Annotated in this window: 13 protein-coding genes; 2 read left to right on the plus strand and 11 right to left on the minus strand. The window is 61.1% G+C overall.

The genetic code is table 11. The features are described 5' to 3' along the window. Nucleotide 1: 1 nt before the first annotated feature. The 5 genes from BTE54_RS18225 to BTE54_RS18245 form a co-directional block, all read right to left on the minus strand. Nucleotides 2–1,012, minus strand: a complete 1,011-nt coding sequence (locus BTE54_RS18225) for an ABC transporter permease (RefSeq protein WP_065657123.1) — start codon at nt 1,010–1,012, stop codon at nt 2–4. Next, on the minus strand, nt 1,009–2,010 hold the full coding sequence (locus BTE54_RS18230) for an ABC transporter permease (RefSeq protein ID WP_078053532.1): 1,002 nt from the start codon (nt 2,008–2,010) through the stop codon (nt 1,009–1,011). The genes BTE54_RS18225 and BTE54_RS18230 overlap by 4 nt, the downstream gene beginning before the upstream one ends. A 13-nt stretch (nt 2,011–2,023) precedes the next feature. Next, nucleotides 2,024–3,559: a sugar ABC transporter ATP-binding protein gene (locus BTE54_RS18235; protein ID WP_198939187.1), complete on the minus strand. Its 1,536-nt coding sequence runs from the start codon at nt 3,557–3,559 to the stop codon at nt 2,024–2,026. A gap of 222 nt (nt 3,560–3,781) precedes the next feature. Then, nucleotides 3,782–4,792 (minus strand): rhamnose ABC transporter substrate-binding protein, encoded by a 1,011-nt coding sequence (gene rhaS / locus BTE54_RS18240; protein WP_078053435.1) that lies wholly within the window; start codon nt 4,790–4,792, stop codon nt 3,782–3,784. A gap of 47 nt (nt 4,793–4,839) precedes the next feature. Continuing rightward, the gene (locus BTE54_RS18245; protein WP_078053436.1) at nt 4,840–5,670 is read right to left on the minus strand and encodes a DeoR/GlpR family DNA-binding transcription regulator; all 831 of its coding nucleotides are present in this window, start codon (nt 5,668–5,670) and stop codon (nt 4,840–4,842) included. Between the two features lie 200 nt (nt 5,671–5,870). Between BTE54_RS18245 and BTE54_RS18250 the strand changes: the two genes are divergently transcribed. Together BTE54_RS18250 and rhaI are read left to right on the plus strand one after the other, a co-directional pair. Further along, the gene (locus BTE54_RS18250; RefSeq protein WP_078053437.1) at nt 5,871–7,967 is read left to right on the plus strand and encodes a bifunctional rhamnulose-1-phosphate aldolase/short-chain dehydrogenase; all 2,097 of its coding nucleotides are present in this window, start codon (nt 5,871–5,873) and stop codon (nt 7,965–7,967) included. A 102-nt stretch (nt 7,968–8,069) separates the two neighbouring features. Further along, a complete protein-coding gene (rhaI, locus tag BTE54_RS18255; protein WP_078053438.1) occupies nt 8,070–9,362 on the plus strand; it encodes an L-rhamnose catabolism isomerase in 1,293 nt (430 codons plus the stop codon). 139 nt (nt 9,363–9,501) lie between these two features. On the opposite strand, the gene panB is transcribed toward rhaI, so the two are convergent. From panB to BTE54_RS18285, 6 genes are all read right to left on the minus strand, one after another. Continuing rightward, entirely contained in the window at nt 9,502–10,341 is an 840-nt protein-coding gene (gene panB / locus BTE54_RS18260; RefSeq protein ID WP_078053439.1) for a 3-methyl-2-oxobutanoate hydroxymethyltransferase, read from the minus strand. Next, entirely contained in the window at nt 10,338–11,216 is an 879-nt protein-coding gene (gene panC, locus BTE54_RS18265) for a pantoate--beta-alanine ligase (RefSeq protein WP_078053440.1), read from the minus strand. The genes panB and panC overlap by 4 nt, the downstream gene beginning before the upstream one ends. Before the next feature lie 148 nt (nt 11,217–11,364). Beyond that, nucleotides 11,365–12,135, minus strand: a complete 771-nt coding sequence (locus tag BTE54_RS18270; RefSeq protein WP_078053441.1) for an enoyl-CoA hydratase-related protein — start codon at nt 12,133–12,135, stop codon at nt 11,365–11,367. Then, nucleotides 12,125–13,051 (minus strand): hydroxymethylglutaryl-CoA lyase, encoded by a 927-nt coding sequence (locus BTE54_RS18275; protein ID WP_078053442.1) that lies wholly within the window; start codon nt 13,049–13,051, stop codon nt 12,125–12,127. The genes BTE54_RS18270 and BTE54_RS18275 overlap by 11 nt, the downstream gene beginning before the upstream one ends. Nucleotide 13,052: 1 nt before the next feature. Then, complete coding sequence (locus BTE54_RS18280) at nt 13,053–15,044, minus strand: acetyl/propionyl/methylcrotonyl-CoA carboxylase subunit alpha (protein ID WP_078053443.1); 1,992 nt, start codon at nt 15,042–15,044, stop codon at nt 13,053–13,055. 7 nt (nt 15,045–15,051) lie between these two features. Then, nucleotides 15,052–16,653 (minus strand): carboxyl transferase domain-containing protein, encoded by a 1,602-nt coding sequence (locus tag BTE54_RS18285; protein ID WP_078053444.1) that lies wholly within the window; start codon nt 16,651–16,653, stop codon nt 15,052–15,054. Between the last annotated feature and the right edge of the window lies 1 nt (nt 16,654).

The following is a 16,654-nucleotide window of genomic DNA, read 5'->3' on the forward strand; positions in this document are numbered from 1 at the left end:
CTTAACTTCTCATGGCGCGAAGGCGACGGACAACGATGGGGATGGCGATGGTTACGATGAGCAGCAGACCGACAAAGATCGACATGACGATGCCCGGCACATTCAGAAGACCGAGCCCGAAGGTGACGAGGCCCATGACGAAAGCGGCAATGACGACGCCTGCGATGGTGCCGGAGCCGCCGAGAATGGAGACACCGCCGAGCACCACCATGGTCACCACCTCAAGCTCCCACCCTTGAGCGATGGACGGGCGCGTGGAGCCCAACCGCGACGTGAGGCAGACGGCAGCGATGCCGCTCATCAGGCCGGTGAGCAGGAACAGGATGAACTTCACCCGCTCGACGGGTATGCCGGAGAAACGGGCGGCGAAGGGATTGTTGCCGATCACATAGACCTGCCGGCCGAAATTGGTGGCATGCAGTAGAATGGCGAAGAGGATGGCCATGGCGATGAACAGCACGAATTCGAAAGAAATCACCCAGAAAACGTAACCCTGACCGAAATAGGCAAAATCGGCGGGATATTTGCCATAGGCCTGATCGCCCAGCACCATATAGGAAATGCCGCGAAACAGGCTCATCGTGCCGATGGTGACGACGATGGACGGCAGTTTCAGCCCTGCGACCAGAAAGCCGTTGAAGGCCCCGCACAAAAGCCCGGTGCCGATGCCGATGGCGACGAGGCCGGGCGTGCCGACGCCCATCTGCACTGCCGCACCCATGGCGGTGGAAGCGAGCGCGATGATGGCGGCGACGGAAAGATCGATTTCACCGGCGATGATCAACAGCGCCATGGCGAAGGCGATGATCGCCTTTTCCGTGAAGTTGAAGGTCGCGTCCGACAGGTTCCAGGCATTGAGGAAATAGGGTGAGGCCAGCGAATTGGCGATGAAGATGAGGATCGCAACACCAAGCAGCAGCACTTCCCAACTGGCCATGATGCGGCGTATCGGCGTGCCGAGCTTGTCTGGAATGATGCGCGGATTCTGCGCTGGTTGAGGCATGGTGCTCATGCTGCGGCCTCCCTGGCCTGATCGCTTGCTGCGCGGTCACGCAGGATGATACGGCCTTTTCGCGCTTCGGCGCGGGCGTTGAAGACGACGGCGAGCACGATCACCACGCCGGAAATCGCCATCTGCGCGAAGGGCGAAATGCCGATGACGGGCAGGGCATTCTTGATGACGCCGAGGAACAGCGCGCCAAGCACCGCACCCGCCACCGAGCCCATGCCGCCGGCAATCGAGATGCCGCCGATCACATTCGCCGCCACGCTGTCCAGTTCGAAACCGGCGGCAATATCGACATAGGCAACCGCATAACGCGATACCCAGAGATAGCTGGCGAGACCGGCCAGAGCGCCTGACAGCACGAAGGCGAAGAAGCGCGTGCGGCCGACATCGATGCCCGCATAGACGGCGGCACTCGGATTACCGCCCGACGCATAGGCGGAGCGGCCGAAGGAGGTGCGGCTGAGCACCAGCCACGCGCCGGCGATGATAACGATCGCCACCCATGAAAGTACGGGCATACCGAGGATCATGGTGCGCGGCACGTTGAGGAAGGTGGGGGAAAGCTGGTGCGCATTCACCCAGCCGCCGCCGGACAGCACGAAGGCCATGCCGCGATAGATGGTGAGCGTGCCGAGCGTGACGACGATGGGCGGAATGCCGAGCCACCAGACCAGCACGCCGTTGAGCGAGCCGAGAAATGCGCCGATGCCGACCGCCATGACGATGAGAAGCGGCAGGGGAATTCCCGGAAAGGCGGCATTGGTCATCGCCACCGCCATGCCGGTGAAGGCGAGATTGGCGGCAACCGACAGATCGATGGATTTGGTGAGAATGACCGCCATCTGGCCTAGCGCCAGAATGATGAGGATGGAGGTATCGTTGAAGATATTGACGAGATTTGCGGGTCGGCTGAAACCGGGCGCGCGCAGCGCAAAACCGGCGATCATGATGATGATGATGCCCGCCAGCAGCCATTCGCGATTTTTAAGTAGACGTTGCATGGTTTTGCCCCTCTCAGGCATTGCCGGTGGCGGCGCGCACCAGCTTTTCCGGAGAAAAATCGGCGCGTTCGAACTGGCCCGCCATCAGGCCTTCGCGCATGACGATGGCGCGGTCGGACATGCCGAGGATTTCGGGAAGTTCGGATGAAATCATGATGATGGAAAGCCCTTCCGCCGCAAGCTCGCTGATGAAGCCGTGCACGGCGGCCTTGGAGCCGATATCGATGCCCTTGGTGGGTTCATCGAGAATGATGACCTTGGGCTGGGTGGCGAGCCACTTGCCGATCACCACCTTCTGCTGGTTGCCGCCTGAAAGCGTGCCGACCGGCACCGAAAGGGCGGCCGCGCGCAGATCGAGCCGTGAGGCATATTTGCGCGCCAGCGCGAATTCATTGGCGGCGGCCAGAAAGCCCTTGCGCGACGTGCGCGTGAGCGATGGCAGCGACATGTTCTGGTAGATCGGCATATCCAGCGCCAGCCCGTGGCGGCCGCGCTCCTCCGGCACATAAACGATGCCGGCGCGGATCGCGTCTTCCGGCGAGCGGAAGGAAAGCGGCTGGCCTTCCAGCGATACCTGCCCTGAAGCCGGCCGGGTAATGCCGAACAACGACTGGCAAAGCTCGGAGCGGCCGGCGCCGATCAGCCCGTAGAGGCCGAGAATCTCGCCCTTGCGCAGTTCGAGCGAAATATCGCGGAATTCCGTCTCATGCGAATAATCGCGCACCGAAAGAACCGTCGGACCAAGTGTGACGGCCTGCTTGGGAAAGGCGTTCGTCACGTCGCGGCCAACCATCAGCCGCACGATCTCGTCCTGCGGCGTGGCGGTGAGATTGCCCGCTCCAACCATCCTGCCGTCGCGGAACACGGCGTAGTTCTCGGCGATCTCATAGACCTCGTCGAACTTGTGGCTGATGAAAAGGATCGCCTTGCCCTGCCGCTTGAGGTTTTCGACGATGCGAAAGAGATCGTCGATTTCCTTGCGGGAAAGGGCGGCCGTCGGTTCGTCCATGATGACGATGCGCGCCTCGACCGAAAGCGCGCGGGCGATGGCGACGAGATGGCGCTGGGCGATGGACAGGTCCTTCAGCCGGATCGTCGGATCAATGGTGCTTTCGAGCTGTTCCAGCAGGGTTCTGGCGCGCGTGTTGATGGTCTTCCAGTCGATCAGACCGAAACGACCCTTCGGCGCATGGCCGAGGAAGATGTTTTCACCGACGGAAAGCTCGTCGAACAGCACGGTTTCCTGATGAATGGCGGTCACGCCGGCGTCGATGGCGTCCTGTGCGCTGTGAAAATGGACGGGCTGACCATCGAGAAGGATTTCGCCCTCGTTGGGGCGGTAAATGCCGGTGAGGATTTTGACGAGCGTGGATTTACCAGCACCGTTCTCGCCGATCAGCGCGGTGACCTTGCCGGGATAAAGCGCGATATCGACGCCGTCCAGCGCTTTGACGCCGGGGAATATCTGGCTGATGCCGCGCATTTCCAGAATGGGCGTTGAATTTGAAGCCTCGACGACATCTAAAATTTTCGTTTCGATACGCATCATCCGTCTTACCGGTCAGTTTGATTGAAGCGGTGAAGGGCACCCCCCTCTGCCCTGCCGGGCATCTCCCCCTCAAGGGGGGAGATCGATATGCGGCACCGTTGAGGCCATCACTAAAGTTGAGAGTGAGCGAGTGTTATAATCTGGCTGATCTCCCCCTTGAGGGGGAGATGCCCGGCAGGGCAGAGGGGGGTGCCCTCCACCCGCCGTCAGCCACTTCTCCGATCAAAAGATCTTCGAGAACTGATCGATATTCTTCGCGTCATAGATGAACGGATCGGCCATCGCCGCTTCGCTGTTTTCGCCAACCATGATCTTGCCCATGCGGCCGGCTTCGATTTCCGAGCCCGGCTTGCCATCGGTTTCGCCCTTCACCAGGCGATAGGCGATCTGGGTGGCGGAGTAACCGAGGTCGATCGGGTTCCAGATGGCGAATTCCTTGGTGGCGCCCGACTTGATGGCGCCGGCCATTTCAGACGGCAGGCCAAGGCCGGTCACATAGACCTCACCGATCTTGCCCGCATCCTTCACCGCCTGCGAGGCGGCGAGAACGCCAACCGTCGTCGGCGCGACGATGACCTTCACATTCGGCTGCGAGGAGAGCAGGCCCTGGGCTTCGCGGTAGCTCTTGTCGGCCAGGTCGTCGCCGTAGACCGTGGTGACGAGGTTGAGGCCTGGGAAATCCTTCAGCTGCTTTTTCATCTCGTCGATCCAGATATTCTGGTTCGTGGAGGTGGTGGTAGCCGAAAGAATGGCGAAATCGCCCTTGCCGCCTTCCAGATGCGATGCGGCGAGCTGCAGGCACATCTTGCCGATCAGCGCGTTGGACGAGGGGTTGAGCTGGAGAATGCGGCCTTCCGGCGCAACACCGGAATCCCAGGAGATGACCTTGATGCCGCGCTGCGCTGCCTTTTTCAGCGCCGGAACCACGGCATCCGGGTCATTGGCGGAAATGGCGATGGCATCGACGCCCTGCGCGATCAGCGAATTGATGACTTCGATCTGGCCTTCGGCCGTGGTGCTGGTCGGGCCGGTATAGATGATCTCGACGCCGCCGAGGTCCTTTGCGGCCTCCTGCGCGCCCTTGTTGGCGGCTTCGAAAAAGCCGTTGCCGAGCGATTTGACCACCAGTGCGATCTTCACATCGGCGGCCTGAGCAACTCCGCCCAGCCCTGCGACGGAGAGCGCCGCGCCAAGCGCCAGAGCGCTCGTCAATGTTCTGCGTGTAAGTTTCATGTCCCTTTTCCTCCCGTTTTGAACCTTTTTCCTCTCTCCGGTGCTCCTCAGGCGACCGAAGAAGAATCTTCTTCATCCGGCGGGGCGGCTGTCTTGCCATCCCTCACCGCGCCGACGACCAGTAGTTCGACGCCGGCATCTTCCACCATCCTCGCCGCCTCGTCGGAAATCCCGTCATCGGTAATGATGGTCGAGACATTTTCGAGCGGGCATAAAATGAGGCTGGAACGCTTTCTGAATTTCGAAGAATCGACCATCACGATAAGCTCTTCCGCCTGTCGCATCAGCTTCTGCTCGCTCTGGATCACCAGCGCATCGGATTCCATGATGCCAAGCGCTCCCACGCCCTGCGCACCGAGAAAAATCCGCCGCGCATAAAAATTGCGGATCGCATCATTCTCGAAAGGCGACAGGATAAGGCTCTGGTCGCGATAGATCGCGCCGCCCGGCACGCTGACACTGCATTTGGAATGTTTGACCAGATGCTCCGCGATGGCGAAAGAATTGGTCATGACTTGCAGGCGGCGCGCCGCCATGTAATGCACCATCTGGAATGTCGTCGTGCCGCCATTCAGGATGATCGCATCGCCATCGTGGCACAGATCGACCGCCTTGCGCGCAATTGCGCGTTTCTTGTCGATATTGACCGATTCGGACACGCGGAACGGCCTTGCGGCCAGATTGCCGAGCTGCGGCGGATGCACCGCTTCGGCCCCGCCGCGCACGCGGCGCAATTTGCCCTGAACGTGCAGGGACGCGATATCCCGGCGGATCGTCGCTTCAGACGCATCCGTCAGTTCGGCAATATCCTGCACCGTCACGACAGCTTTTTCCTGCGTGGCGCTCAAGATGATGCGATGGCGTTCGCGTTCGTGCATGGGGTCCTCCTGATCGTGATTATTCGCAATCTCTTTACGTTGTCAATCAAGAACGATCAAATTAATCAATATCGCGCTGCAACATGAAAATTTATGATCGTTTTTGATTGACATTATGCTTTTGGATGCGCGATATCTGCCATCAAAGGAGGCGGGCCGGTATCGGCTCCGCGAATGCAGACAGATATTGGGAGGAAGACATGACGGGAAAATCCCGCCTTCTCGAAAGCCGTTGGGACGATGCCTATGCCAAAACGCTCGATGAGCCGGGCAAGCTGCTTTATCGCTCCAATCTGCTCGGTGCCGATAAGCGCATCACCAATTATGGCGGCGGCAATACATCCGCAAAGGTGCTTGAGGCCGATCCGCTGACGGGCGAGAAAGTTCGCGTCATGTGGGTGAAGGGCTCCGGCGGCGATGTCGGCACCATCAAGCTCGATGGTTTTGCAACGCTTTATCTCGACAAGCTGGAAGCGCTGAAGGGCATTTACAAGGGCGTCGAGGATGAGGACCGCATGGTCGGCTTCCTGCCGCATTGCACCTTCAACCTCAATCCGCGTGCGGCTTCCATCGATACGCCGCTGCACGGTTTCGTGCCCTACGATCATGTCGACCATATGCATCCGGACGCGATCATCGCCATCGCCGCCTCGAAGAATTCGAAAGAGCTGACGCAGCAGATTTTCGGTGACGATATCGGCTGGCTGCCCTGGCGTCGCCCCGGTTTCCAGCTGGGTCTCGATCTCGAAGCTTTCGTCAAGGCCAACCCGAAGGCCAAGGGCGTCGTGCTGGAAAGCCACGGCCTGTTCACCTGGGATAACGACGCCAAGGCGTGTTACGAGCTGACGCTTGCCATCATCAACAAGGCCATCGAATGGTTTGCGGCCAAGACCGAAGGCAAGGCGATTTTTGGCGGCGCGGTGGCGAAGAGCCTGCCTCTTGCCGAACGCCGCGCCATCGCCGCCCGGTTGATGCCGGAAATCCGTGGCCGCATCGGCCGTGAGGAACGCAAGCTCGGCCATTTCGACGATCAGGAGGCGGTTCTCGAATTCGTCAACTCGAAAGACCTGAAGCCGCTGGGTGCGCTCGGCACATCCTGCCCGGATCACTTCCTGCGCACGAAAATCCGTCCGCTGATCCTCGATCTCGATACGGCCAATCCCGATGTGGATGCGCTGACGGCCGGCCTCGACAAGGCGCTTGAAGCTTACCGCGCCGATTATACCCGCTACTATGAAGCCTGCCGCCACGATAATTCGCCGAAGATGCGCGATCCGAATCCGGTGATTTTCCTGATCCCCGGCGTTGGCATGTTGTCTTTTGCCAAGGACAAGGCCACCGCCCGCATCGCCGGCGAATTTTACGTCAACGCCATCAACGTCATGCGCGGTGCTTCCACCGTGTCCGAATATCAGGGCCTTCCCGAGCAGGAAGCCTTCGATATCGAATATTGGCTGCTGGAAGAGGCAAAGCTTCAGCGCATGCCGAAGCCGAAGAGCCTCGCCGGCCGCGTCGCCTTCGTCACCGGCGGCGCCGGCGGCATCGGCCGGGCGACGGCGGAACGGCTGGCGGGCGAGGGCGCCTGCGTGGTTCTGGCCGATATTGACGAGGCGGCGCTGGAAACCGCCAGGGGCGATTTTGCCAAGCGTTACAGTGCTGATGCGGTGCGCAGCGTCAAGCTCGATGTGACGCAGGAAGACGCGGTCATCTCCGCTTTCGCAGAGGCCAGCGTGGAATTCGGCGGTGTGGATATTCTCGTCTCCAATGCCGGCATCGCTTCCTCCGCGCCGGTGGAAGACACCACACTTGCCATGTGGAACAAGAATATCGACATTCTCGCGACAGGTTATTTCCTCGTCTCTCGGGAAGCGTTCCGGCTGCTGCGGCGTCAGAATCTCGGCGGCAACGTGGTCTTCGTTGCTTCCAAGAACGGTCTTGCCTCTTCGCCAAACGCCTCCGCTTACTGCACGGCGAAAGCTGCGGAAATTCATCTCGCCCGTTGCCTTGCGCTTGAGGGCGCGGACGCCGGCATTCGCGTCAACACCGTCAATCCCGACGCCGTGCTGCGCGGTTCGAAAATCTGGAACGGTGAGTGGCGTGAGCAGCGCGCGGCCTCGTCCAAGATCGAAGTGACCGATCTGGAGGAACATTACCGCAAGCGTTCCATGCTGAAGCTCAATGTCTTCCCGGAAGATATCGCCGAGGCGATCTACTTCCTGGCGTCCGACGCCTCCGCCAAGTCCACCGGCAACATCATCAATGTCGATGCCGGTAATGCGCAGAGTTTTACGCGGTAGGAATTTCGGCACGTCTTACCTCCGTCATTCCGGCTCAAGGCCGGAATGACGGAGGCGGGGCGATGAACTAGCACGCACTGGAGCCATTCCGGGGAGGAAGAGATGACCGAGACAAAAATCGCTGCCGATGTGATCGCGGCGGAAAACGACAAGCGTGCTCACGCGCTGAAGGACGATTATCAGGCGCTGGGCAACCAGCTTGCGCGCCGCAATATCGATATCGAGGCCGTTACTGCCAAGGTCGCGGAATTTTTCGTCGCCGTGCCCTCCTGGGGCGTTGGCACCGGCGGCACCCGTTTTGCCCGTTTTCCCGGCACGGGCGAGCCGCGCGGCATTTTCGACAAGCTGGATGATTGCGCCGTCATCAACCAGCTGACACGGGCGACGCCCAATGTTTCCCTGCATATTCCGTGGGACAAGGAAGACCCGAAGCGGCTGAAGAGCCATGCCGATGCGCTGGGTCTCGGCTTCGACGCCATGAATTCCAACACGTTTTCGGATGCGCCCGGCCAGAGCCATTCCTACAAATACGGTTCGCTCAGCCACACGGATGCCGCTACGCGCCGGCAGGCCGTCGAGCACAACATAGAGTGTATTGAGATCGGCAATGCCATCGGCTCGAAGGCGCTGACGGTGTGGGTGGGTGATGGTTCGAATTTCCCCGGCCAGAGCAATTTCACCAGAAGTTTCGAGCGTTATCTCGCCGCCATGGCCGATATCTACAAGGCGCTGCCGGATGACTGGCGCATCTTTTCCGAACACAAGATGTACGAGCCGGCCTTTTATTCCACCGTCGTGCAGGACTGGGGCACCAATTACCTCATCGCCAATACGCTCGGCGAAAAGGCCTTCTGCCTCGTCGACCTCGGCCATCATGCGCCGAACACCAATATCGAAATGATCGTCGCCCGGCTCATCCAGTTCGGCAAGCTCGGGGGTTTCCATTTCAACGACAGCAAATATGGCGATGATGATCTGGATGCCGGCTCGATCGAGCCATACCGCCTGTTCCTCGTTTTCAACGAGCTGGTGGATGCGGAATATCGCGGCGTGAAAGGTTTCCATCCGGCCCATATGATCGACCAGTCGCATAATGTGACGGACCCGATTGAAAGCCTGATCTCCAGCGCCAATGAAATCCGCCGCGCCTATGCGCAGGCATTGCTGGTGGATCGCGCGGCTCTCGACGGTTACCAGCAGGACAATGATGCGCTGATGGCTTCCGATATGCTGAAGCGGGCCTATCGCACCGATGTGGAACCGATTCTTGCGCAGGCCCGGCAATTGGCGGGCGGCGCTATCGATCCGGTCGCGACTTATCGTGCGAGCGGCTATCGCAGCCATGTTGCGGCGAAGCGCCCGGCTTCGGTTGGCGGCAGCGGCGGGATTGTATAGGGACGTCCCTCACACCCGTCACCCCGGACTTGATCCGGGGTCTAGTGTGCGATCAAGTCCTTGATCGCGCAAGAGTCTTTCACGGCGCAGACGCGCCGTGGCTGGATGCCGGATCGAGTCCGGCATGACGGAAATAGTGTCACTTCCCCGAAGGCGATTGCCGGCGTACCTGAAACGTATGCTCCGGCCCGGGAAACGCCCCCGAGCGAACCTCATCGGCATAAGCGGCCGCTGCTTCCGAAACCGCCGGGCCCAGATCGGCGAAACGCTTGACGAATTTCGGTTTGAAATCGGTGAAAAGGCCGAGCATGTCGTCGGAAACGAGCACCTGCCCGTCGCAGGCCGGCGATGCGCCGATGCCAACCGTGGGCGCGGCGAGCTTTTCGGTCAGTTCGCGGGCCAGCGGCTCAACGGTACCTTCCACGACAATCGCGAAGGCGCCGGCCTGATCGACCGCAATCGCGTCACGCCAGATCTTCTGCGTCTCCGCATCCGAATGTCCGAGCGAGCGGAAGCCGCCGGCGGTGTGCACCAGCTGCGGCATGAGCCCGACATGGCCGAACACCGGAATGCCGCGCGCCACCAGAAAGGCGATGGTCTCCGCCATTTCCTCGCCGCCTTCCAGCTTCACGCCGTCGCAGCCGGTTTCCTGCATCAGCCGCACGGCATTGCGGAACGCCTGTTCCTTGGATTCCTGATAGGTACCGAAGGGAAGATCGACGATGACGCAGGCATGTTCGACGCCGCGCATGACGGCGCGGCCATGGGCGATCATCATATCCAGCGTGACGCCGACCGTCGTGTCCATGCCGTAAAGCACCATGCCGAGGGAATCGCCGACCAGGAGCAGATCGCAATGCGGATCGAGAAGGCGGGCAATCGGCGTGGTATAGGCGGTCAGGCAGACGATGCGCGCGTCGCCCTTCATCTGCCGGATGGAGGCCGTCGTCAGCCGCTTGTGTTTTCCATGGGCGCTCATTCGGCCGCCTCCCGTTGATTGATCCTGTCGCGCCCGATGACGCGGTTGTCGAGGAGCCTCGTGCTGCCGAGCCTGACGAACAGCGCCACCAGCACCGGTCCCGCCTGCAATGAAGCAACGGGGGTGAGCGTATCGGGATCGCGCACCGCAACGACTTCCGGCAAGGCCAGCGGTTCGGCGGCGATGAATTTTTCTATCGCGGCTTCGAATGCGGCGGGGTCGTCGAAACCCTCGCCATAAAGCCGTTCCGCCTCATCGAGTGCGCGCGGCACGATCACCGCGGCGGCGCGTTCCGCATGGCTCAGATAAACGTTACGTGACGAACAGGCCAGCCCATCGGCTTCGCGCACCGTAGCGACTGGCACGACCCGCACCGGCTGGGCAAGGTCCTCGACCATGCGGCGGATCAGCGTTACCTGCTGATAATCCTTCTCCCCGAAATAGGCGGCGTCCGGCTGGACGAGGTTAAAGAGCTTGGTCACGACGGTCGCAACACCGGCGAAATGCCCCGGCCGCACCGCGCCTTCCAGCTGGCTTCCCAGTTCGGGCACATCCACGACCGTCTGCATTGGGCGCGGATACATTTCGGAGACGTCTGGTGCGAAAAGAATGTCGATGCCCGCCTCTTCCAGCAATGCGCTGTCCCGGGCGAGATCGCGGGGGTAACGGGCCAGATCCTCATTCGCACCGAATTGCAGTGGGTTAACGAAGATCGAAACCACCGTCACGTCGTTTTCCGCCTTGGATTGGGCAACGAGCGTCAGATGGCCGATATGGAGAAAGCCCATTGTCGGTACGAAGCCGATGGTTTTGCCCGCACGGCGAAAAGTAGCGGTGGCATCCCGCAATTCGGCGACGGTTTTTACAAGCTGCATGGGTCTCCTCCGGCTTCCCCAATCGCCGCCCGGCGAAAGGTGCTGGATAGAACTCGATTTGCCGAACGGGGTCAACGGACGCATCGGGACTATCGATTAACCCTATGACGACTTTTAAGAAAACCGGTGCTCGGCCAGATGGCGGCGATCACTCCACCCAGAGCGGTTTCCTTTTTTCGGCAAAGGCCAATCGCCCCTCCCGCGCCTCGTTGCTGCCGCTGATCGTGGCGATGACGTTTTCGGCAAAGGCGAGCCGCTCGCTGGAGGGCATATCGCGCATCTTCAGCAACGCCGCCTTTCCGGCCGCGATGGCGCCTGGCGCATTCTGCCGCAACCGGGCGAGAACATCCTCGACCACGCCATCGAGTTCGGCCGACGGGACGACCCGATTGACGAGGCCAAGGCGCTCCGCATCAGCGGCGTTTATCGCGGCTCCAAGATAGGCCATTTCCTGAAGCTGGCTCAGAGGTATCTTCGCCAGAAGCTTCGCCGCCACCATGGCCGGGAAAAGCCCGACGCGGACTTCCGGCAGGCCGAATTCGGCATGGTCGGCGGCATAGGCGAGATCGCAGGCGGCGATGAGGCCAAGCCCGCCGGCCAGAACCCGGCCGTTGATGCGGGCGATGACGGGCCTGTCGCAGCCCTCGATGGCACGCATCACATCGGCAATAGGGTTGGTTCCATCCCGCGAGAGGAACATGCCGCCGGCGCTTTCTTTCAGATCGGCCCCGGAGCAGAAGCTGCGGTCTCCCGCAGCCGTTATCACCACGGCGCGCAGGCCGCCATCACCGGATGCCGTGCGGATGGCCGTCGTCAGGGCGTCCGTCATCGCGGCATTTAAGGCATTGTGCACCTCCGGCCGGTTGAGCGTCAGCCAGAGAACGTCCTTGCGCCTTTCGCTCAGCAACTCATCCGCCATGCGCGTCACCCTCCTTTCTTGCTGCAAGCAGCGCCTTGCCGGCGCGCGCCGCATTCGGTCTGCCAAGATGCCGGCTGATCCAGTCTCCGGTTTTTGCCACCGCCATCAGGTCGATACCGGTTTTAATGCCAAGCCCCCGCAGCAGATAAACGACGTCTTCAGTGGCGACGTTGCCGCTCGCCCCCGGTGCAAAGGGGCAGCCGCCCAGCCCGGCCACCGAACTGTCGAAGACGGATATACCTTCATCCAGCGAGGCCAGCACATTGGCGACGCCCTGCCCATAGGTATCGTGGAAATGCATGGCGAGTTTTTCACGCGGGATGCGGGCAGACACCCGCTTGATGAGATTGCGAATCTGCTCCGCCGTGCCGATGCCGATCGTATCGCCGAGCGAAATTTCGTAACAGCCTAGCGCGATGAGCGTTTCGGCCATCGCCGCCACGTCATCTTGTGCAACCGTACCGTCATAGGGGCAGCCGGCTATGCAGGAGAGGTAACCGCGCATGAGGATGTTCCGGCCGGCCGCGGCTGATGCGACATCGCGCAGGCGCTCGAGGCTTTCGGCGCGCGAGCAGCCGATATTGTGCTGGCTGAACCCTTCGGATGCGGAGACGAAAACGGCGATTTCCGTCACGCCGGCATCAAGGGCGGCCTCGAAACCTTTCATATTGGGAACGAGTGCCGGATAGGCGGTGCCGGGTCGCCTTTCGAGGCCCTGAAAAACCTCCTTCGAACCCGCCATTTGCGGCACTTTTTTGGGTGAGACGAAAGCACCCGCTTCCACCGCCGCCAATCCGGCTGCGGCCAGCCGTTCGATCAGCTCGATCTTGATGGCGGCTGGAACCTCGGCGCTTTCGTTCTGTAAGCCGTCACGCGCGCCCACTTCGACGATTTTGACGGTTTGAGGCCAACTCATCTCAACTGGCCTCCGGCTCGAAATCCACCAGCACCGCACCGGCGGCGACCATATCGCCCTCAATGCAATTGATGGCCGTGACGGTGCCTTTCGCTGGCGCGCGGATCGTGTGCTCCATTTTCATCGCCTCCATCACCACAAGGGCCTCGCCGGCCTCAACCGCGGCACCGTTGCTGCTCAGCAAGGCGCGGATGACGCCGGGCATAGGTGCTTCCAGACCGCCGGTATGGGGAGCGGAATCCGCGATATCGGCAGGATCCGGCTGGCTGATGCGATAATGGTCGCCACCCAGAAAAAGTGCGTAACGGCCATCCTCTGCAAAGAAATGGCCCTGCCTTTTCCTGCCTTCCACGGTCGCTCGGAATTTACCGTCGTCCGAAAGGCCGCCATAGGCGCTGATCGCCCGTCCGTCGATCTCCAGCGAAAAACCCTCCGCCGCATGCGTGACGCCGACACTCAGCGGCTGGTTGTCAAACACGAAATACAGCGTTTCCCTTGCCGGCGCGTTGAGGCGGAAGGCGGCAGTCATGTTCCATGGGCTATTGGGATCGGCCTGCGAACCCGGTTTTCCGTTTTTCTGCCGTGCAAGCAGCAGGCCAAGCGCGGCCATGGCTATCTCGTTCCCGTCCGTTGCTGCCGGAGCAAACAGCGCCGCTTCGTTACGGGCGATGAAACCGGTGTCGAGATCGGCGTTCGCGAAGGCCTCCAGTCCCGCAAGCCGCATAAGAAAGGCGGCATTGCTGGTGACGCCGCAGATCGCCAGATTTTCGAGCGCCAACCGCAGACGCCGCACCGCCGAGGGGCGATCTCGGTCCCAGACGATCAGCTTGGCGATCATCGGATCGTAATGCACGGTGATGGCGTCGCCGGCGCGGATGCCGCTGTCGATCCTGACGTGAGGGCCCTGATCGGGAACAACCAGATGGCTGACCGTGCCGATCGACGGCAGGAAATCATGCGCCGGGTCTTCGGCATAAATCCGCGCCTCGATGGCGTGGCCGTGTATGCTGAGTCCGGTCCAGTCTTCCGGCAGGGCCTCTCCGTTGGCGACGCGGATCTGCCATTCGACCAGGTCGAGACCGGTAATATATTCCGTGACCGGATGCTCGACCTGAAGCCTCGTATTCATTTCCATGAAATAGAAGTCGCCGGAAGGGTCGAGCAGGAATTCCACCGTTCCCGCGCCGCGATAATCGATGGCGCGGGCGGCGGCGACCGCCGCTTCATACATGCGCTGCCGAAGCGCATCGGGCAGACCGGGGGCAGGGGCTTCCTCTACGACCTTCTGGTGCCGGCGCTGGATCGAGCAGTCGCGCTCGAAAAGCGAAACACACTTGCCCTGGCCGTCGGCAAAGACTTGCACTTCCACATGGCGCGGCCGTTCAAGGTATTTTTCGATCAGCATGCGGTCATTGCCGAAGGCGGCCAGCGCTTCGCGTTTTGCGCTGGCAAGCTCCGCTGCGAAGTCGCACTTTTGCCGGACGATGCGCATGCCCTTGCCGCCGCCGCCGGCCGAGGCCTTGAGCAGCACCGGATAACCGATCTTGTCGGCCTCGCTTGCCAGCCGTTTCTCCGCCTGTTCATCGCCGTGATAACCCGGCACGACGGGAACGCCAGCCTTCGCCATCAACGCCTTCGCCTCGCTCTTCCCGCCCATGGCGTGGATTGCTTGCGGCGGCGGGCCGATGAAAACGAGCCCGGCGGCGGCACAGGCCTCGGCAAATCTGGCATTTTCGGAGAGAAAGCCGTAACCCGGATGGATCGCTTCCGCGCCGCTTGCCCTGGCGGCGGCGATGATTTTTTCGCCATCGAGATAGGAGGCGCGCGCCGGTGCCGGGCCGATGGCAATGGCCTCATCGGCCAACGCCACATGCATGGAATTGCGGTCGGCCTCCGAATAGATCGCGACGGTGCGGATACCCATCCTGGCGGCGGTGCGGATGATGCGGCAGGCGATTTCGCCCCTGTTGGCGATCAGTATTTTCGAGAACATGGTCGCCTCACATCCTGAATATGCCGAAACGGGTAGGTTCAATCGGTGCATTGAGCGCGGCGGAAAGCCCGAGGCCGAGTACCAGACGGGTATCCTTGGGGTCGATGATGCCATCGTCCCAAAGTCGCGCGCTGGCATAATAGGGATGGCCCTCCCGCTCGTATTTTTCCCGGATCGGCTGTTTGAACGCCTCTTCGCCTTCTTTCGACCAGTGGCGGCCATCGGCCTCGATGCCGTCGCGGCGGATTTGCGCCAGAACGGAGGCTGCCTGTTCGCCGCCCATCACGGAAATGCGGGCATTCGGCCACATCCACAAAAAGCGCGGTGAATAGGCCCGCCCGCACATGCCGTAATTGCCGGCACCGAACGAGCCGCCGATGATGACGGTGAATTTCGGCACTTTAGCCGATGCGACGGCGGTCACGAGCTTGGCGCCATCCTTGGCGATGCCGCCCGCCTCATAGGCCTTGCCGACCATGAAGCCGGTGATGTTTTGCAGGAAAACCAAGGGGATGCCACGCTGGCAGCAGAGCTCGATGAAATGCGCCCCCTTCAGCGCCGATTCCGAAAACAGAATGCCGTTATTGGCGATGATGCCGACAGGATAACCATGGATATGGGCGAAACCGCAGACCAAAGTCGTGCCGTAAAGCGCCTTGAACTCATCGAATTCGGAACCGTCCACCAGACGCGCGATGATCTCGCGCACCTCGAAGGGTTTTCTCGTATCGGCGGGAACGATGCCATAGAGCTCTTCAGCCGGATATAGCGGCTCCGTCGGTTCGCGAATATCCAGTTCCACCTGTTTGCGACGGTTGAGCGTGGAAACGATCCGCCGGGTCAGCGCCAGCGCGTGGCGGTCGTCGCGAGCATAATGATCGGTAACGCCGGATTGTCGCGAATGCACATCCGCGCCGCCCAGCTCTTCCGCGCTCACCACCTCGCCGGTCGCGGCCTTCACCAGCGGCGGGCCGCCGAGGAAGATCGTGCCTTGATTTTTGACGATGACGGACTGGTCGCTCATGGCAGGCACATAGGCCCCGCCCGCCGTGCAACTGCCCATCACCACGGCAATCTGGGCGATACCTTGCGCCGACATGTTGGCCTGATTGTAGAAGATGCGGCCGAAATGATCGCGGTCGGGAAACACCTCGTCCTGATTGGGCAGGTTCGCACCGCCGGAATCCACCAGATAGATGCAGGGCAGGCGGTTCTCAGTGGCGATTTCCTGCGCGCGCAGGTGTTTCTTCACCGTCAGCGGATAATAGGTGCCGCCCTTTACCGTCGCGTCATTGGCGACAATCACACATTCGCGGCCGGAGACCCGGCCGATGCCGGTGACGATGCCAGCGGCGGGAACGGGTTCTTCATAGACCTCGTAAGCTGCGAATTGCGAAAATTCGAGAAATGGGCTGCCGGGATCGAGAAGTGTTTCGATCCGGTCGCGCGTCAGCAATTTGCCGCGGGAAAGATGCCGTTCACGGGCCTTGTCGCCGCCGCCTTTCGAGATTTTTTCGACGTGTTGGCGCAGGTCATCCACCAGCCCCGACATGAAATCGACATTGGCAGCGAAGGTCGGGTCGCGGTTCAGACTTGAAGTAAGCTTCATC

The sequence above is a fragment of the Agrobacterium sp. YIC 4121 genome (assembly GCF_002008205.1).
GTDB lineage: Bacteria > Pseudomonadota > Alphaproteobacteria > Rhizobiales > Rhizobiaceae > Agrobacterium > Agrobacterium leguminum.

What these genes read in the sequence shown, in the direction of transcription:
- panB (WP_078053439.1), bottom strand. Translation starts at nt 10,341, where the DNA reads ATGAGCGCCCATGGAAAACACAAGCGGCTGACGACGGCCTCCATCCGG.
- panC (WP_078053440.1), bottom strand. Translation starts at nt 11,216, where the DNA reads ATGCAGCTTGTAAAAACCGTCGCCGAATTGCGGGATGCCACCGCTACT.
- BTE54_RS18250 (WP_078053437.1), top strand. Translation starts at nt 5,871, where the DNA reads ATGACGGGAAAATCCCGCCTTCTCGAAAGCCGTTGGGACGATGCCTAT.
- BTE54_RS18245 (WP_078053436.1), bottom strand. Translation starts at nt 5,670, where the DNA reads ATGCACGAACGCGAACGCCATCGCATCATCTTGAGCGCCACGCAGGAA.
- BTE54_RS18225 (WP_065657123.1), bottom strand. Translation starts at nt 1,012, where the DNA reads ATGAGCACCATGCCTCAACCAGCGCAGAATCCGCGCATCATTCCAGAC.
- rhaS (WP_078053435.1), bottom strand. Translation starts at nt 4,792, where the DNA reads ATGAAACTTACACGCAGAACATTGACGAGCGCTCTGGCGCTTGGCGCG.
- rhaI (WP_078053438.1), top strand. Translation starts at nt 8,070, where the DNA reads ATGACCGAGACAAAAATCGCTGCCGATGTGATCGCGGCGGAAAACGAC.
- BTE54_RS18230 (WP_078053532.1), bottom strand. Translation starts at nt 2,010, where the DNA reads ATGCAACGTCTACTTAAAAATCGCGAATGGCTGCTGGCGGGCATCATC.
- BTE54_RS18270 (WP_078053441.1), bottom strand. Translation starts at nt 12,135, where the DNA reads ATGGCGGATGAGTTGCTGAGCGAAAGGCGCAAGGACGTTCTCTGGCTG.
- BTE54_RS18235 (WP_198939187.1), bottom strand. Translation starts at nt 3,559, where the DNA reads ATGATGCGTATCGAAACGAAAATTTTAGATGTCGTCGAGGCTTCAAAT.
- BTE54_RS18285 (WP_078053444.1), bottom strand. Translation starts at nt 16,653, where the DNA reads ATGAAGCTTACTTCAAGTCTGAACCGCGACCCGACCTTCGCTGCCAAT.
- BTE54_RS18280 (WP_078053443.1), bottom strand. Translation starts at nt 15,044, where the DNA reads ATGTTCTCGAAAATACTGATCGCCAACAGGGGCGAAATCGCCTGCCGC.
- BTE54_RS18275 (WP_078053442.1), bottom strand. Translation starts at nt 13,051, where the DNA reads ATGAGTTGGCCTCAAACCGTCAAAATCGTCGAAGTGGGCGCGCGTGAC.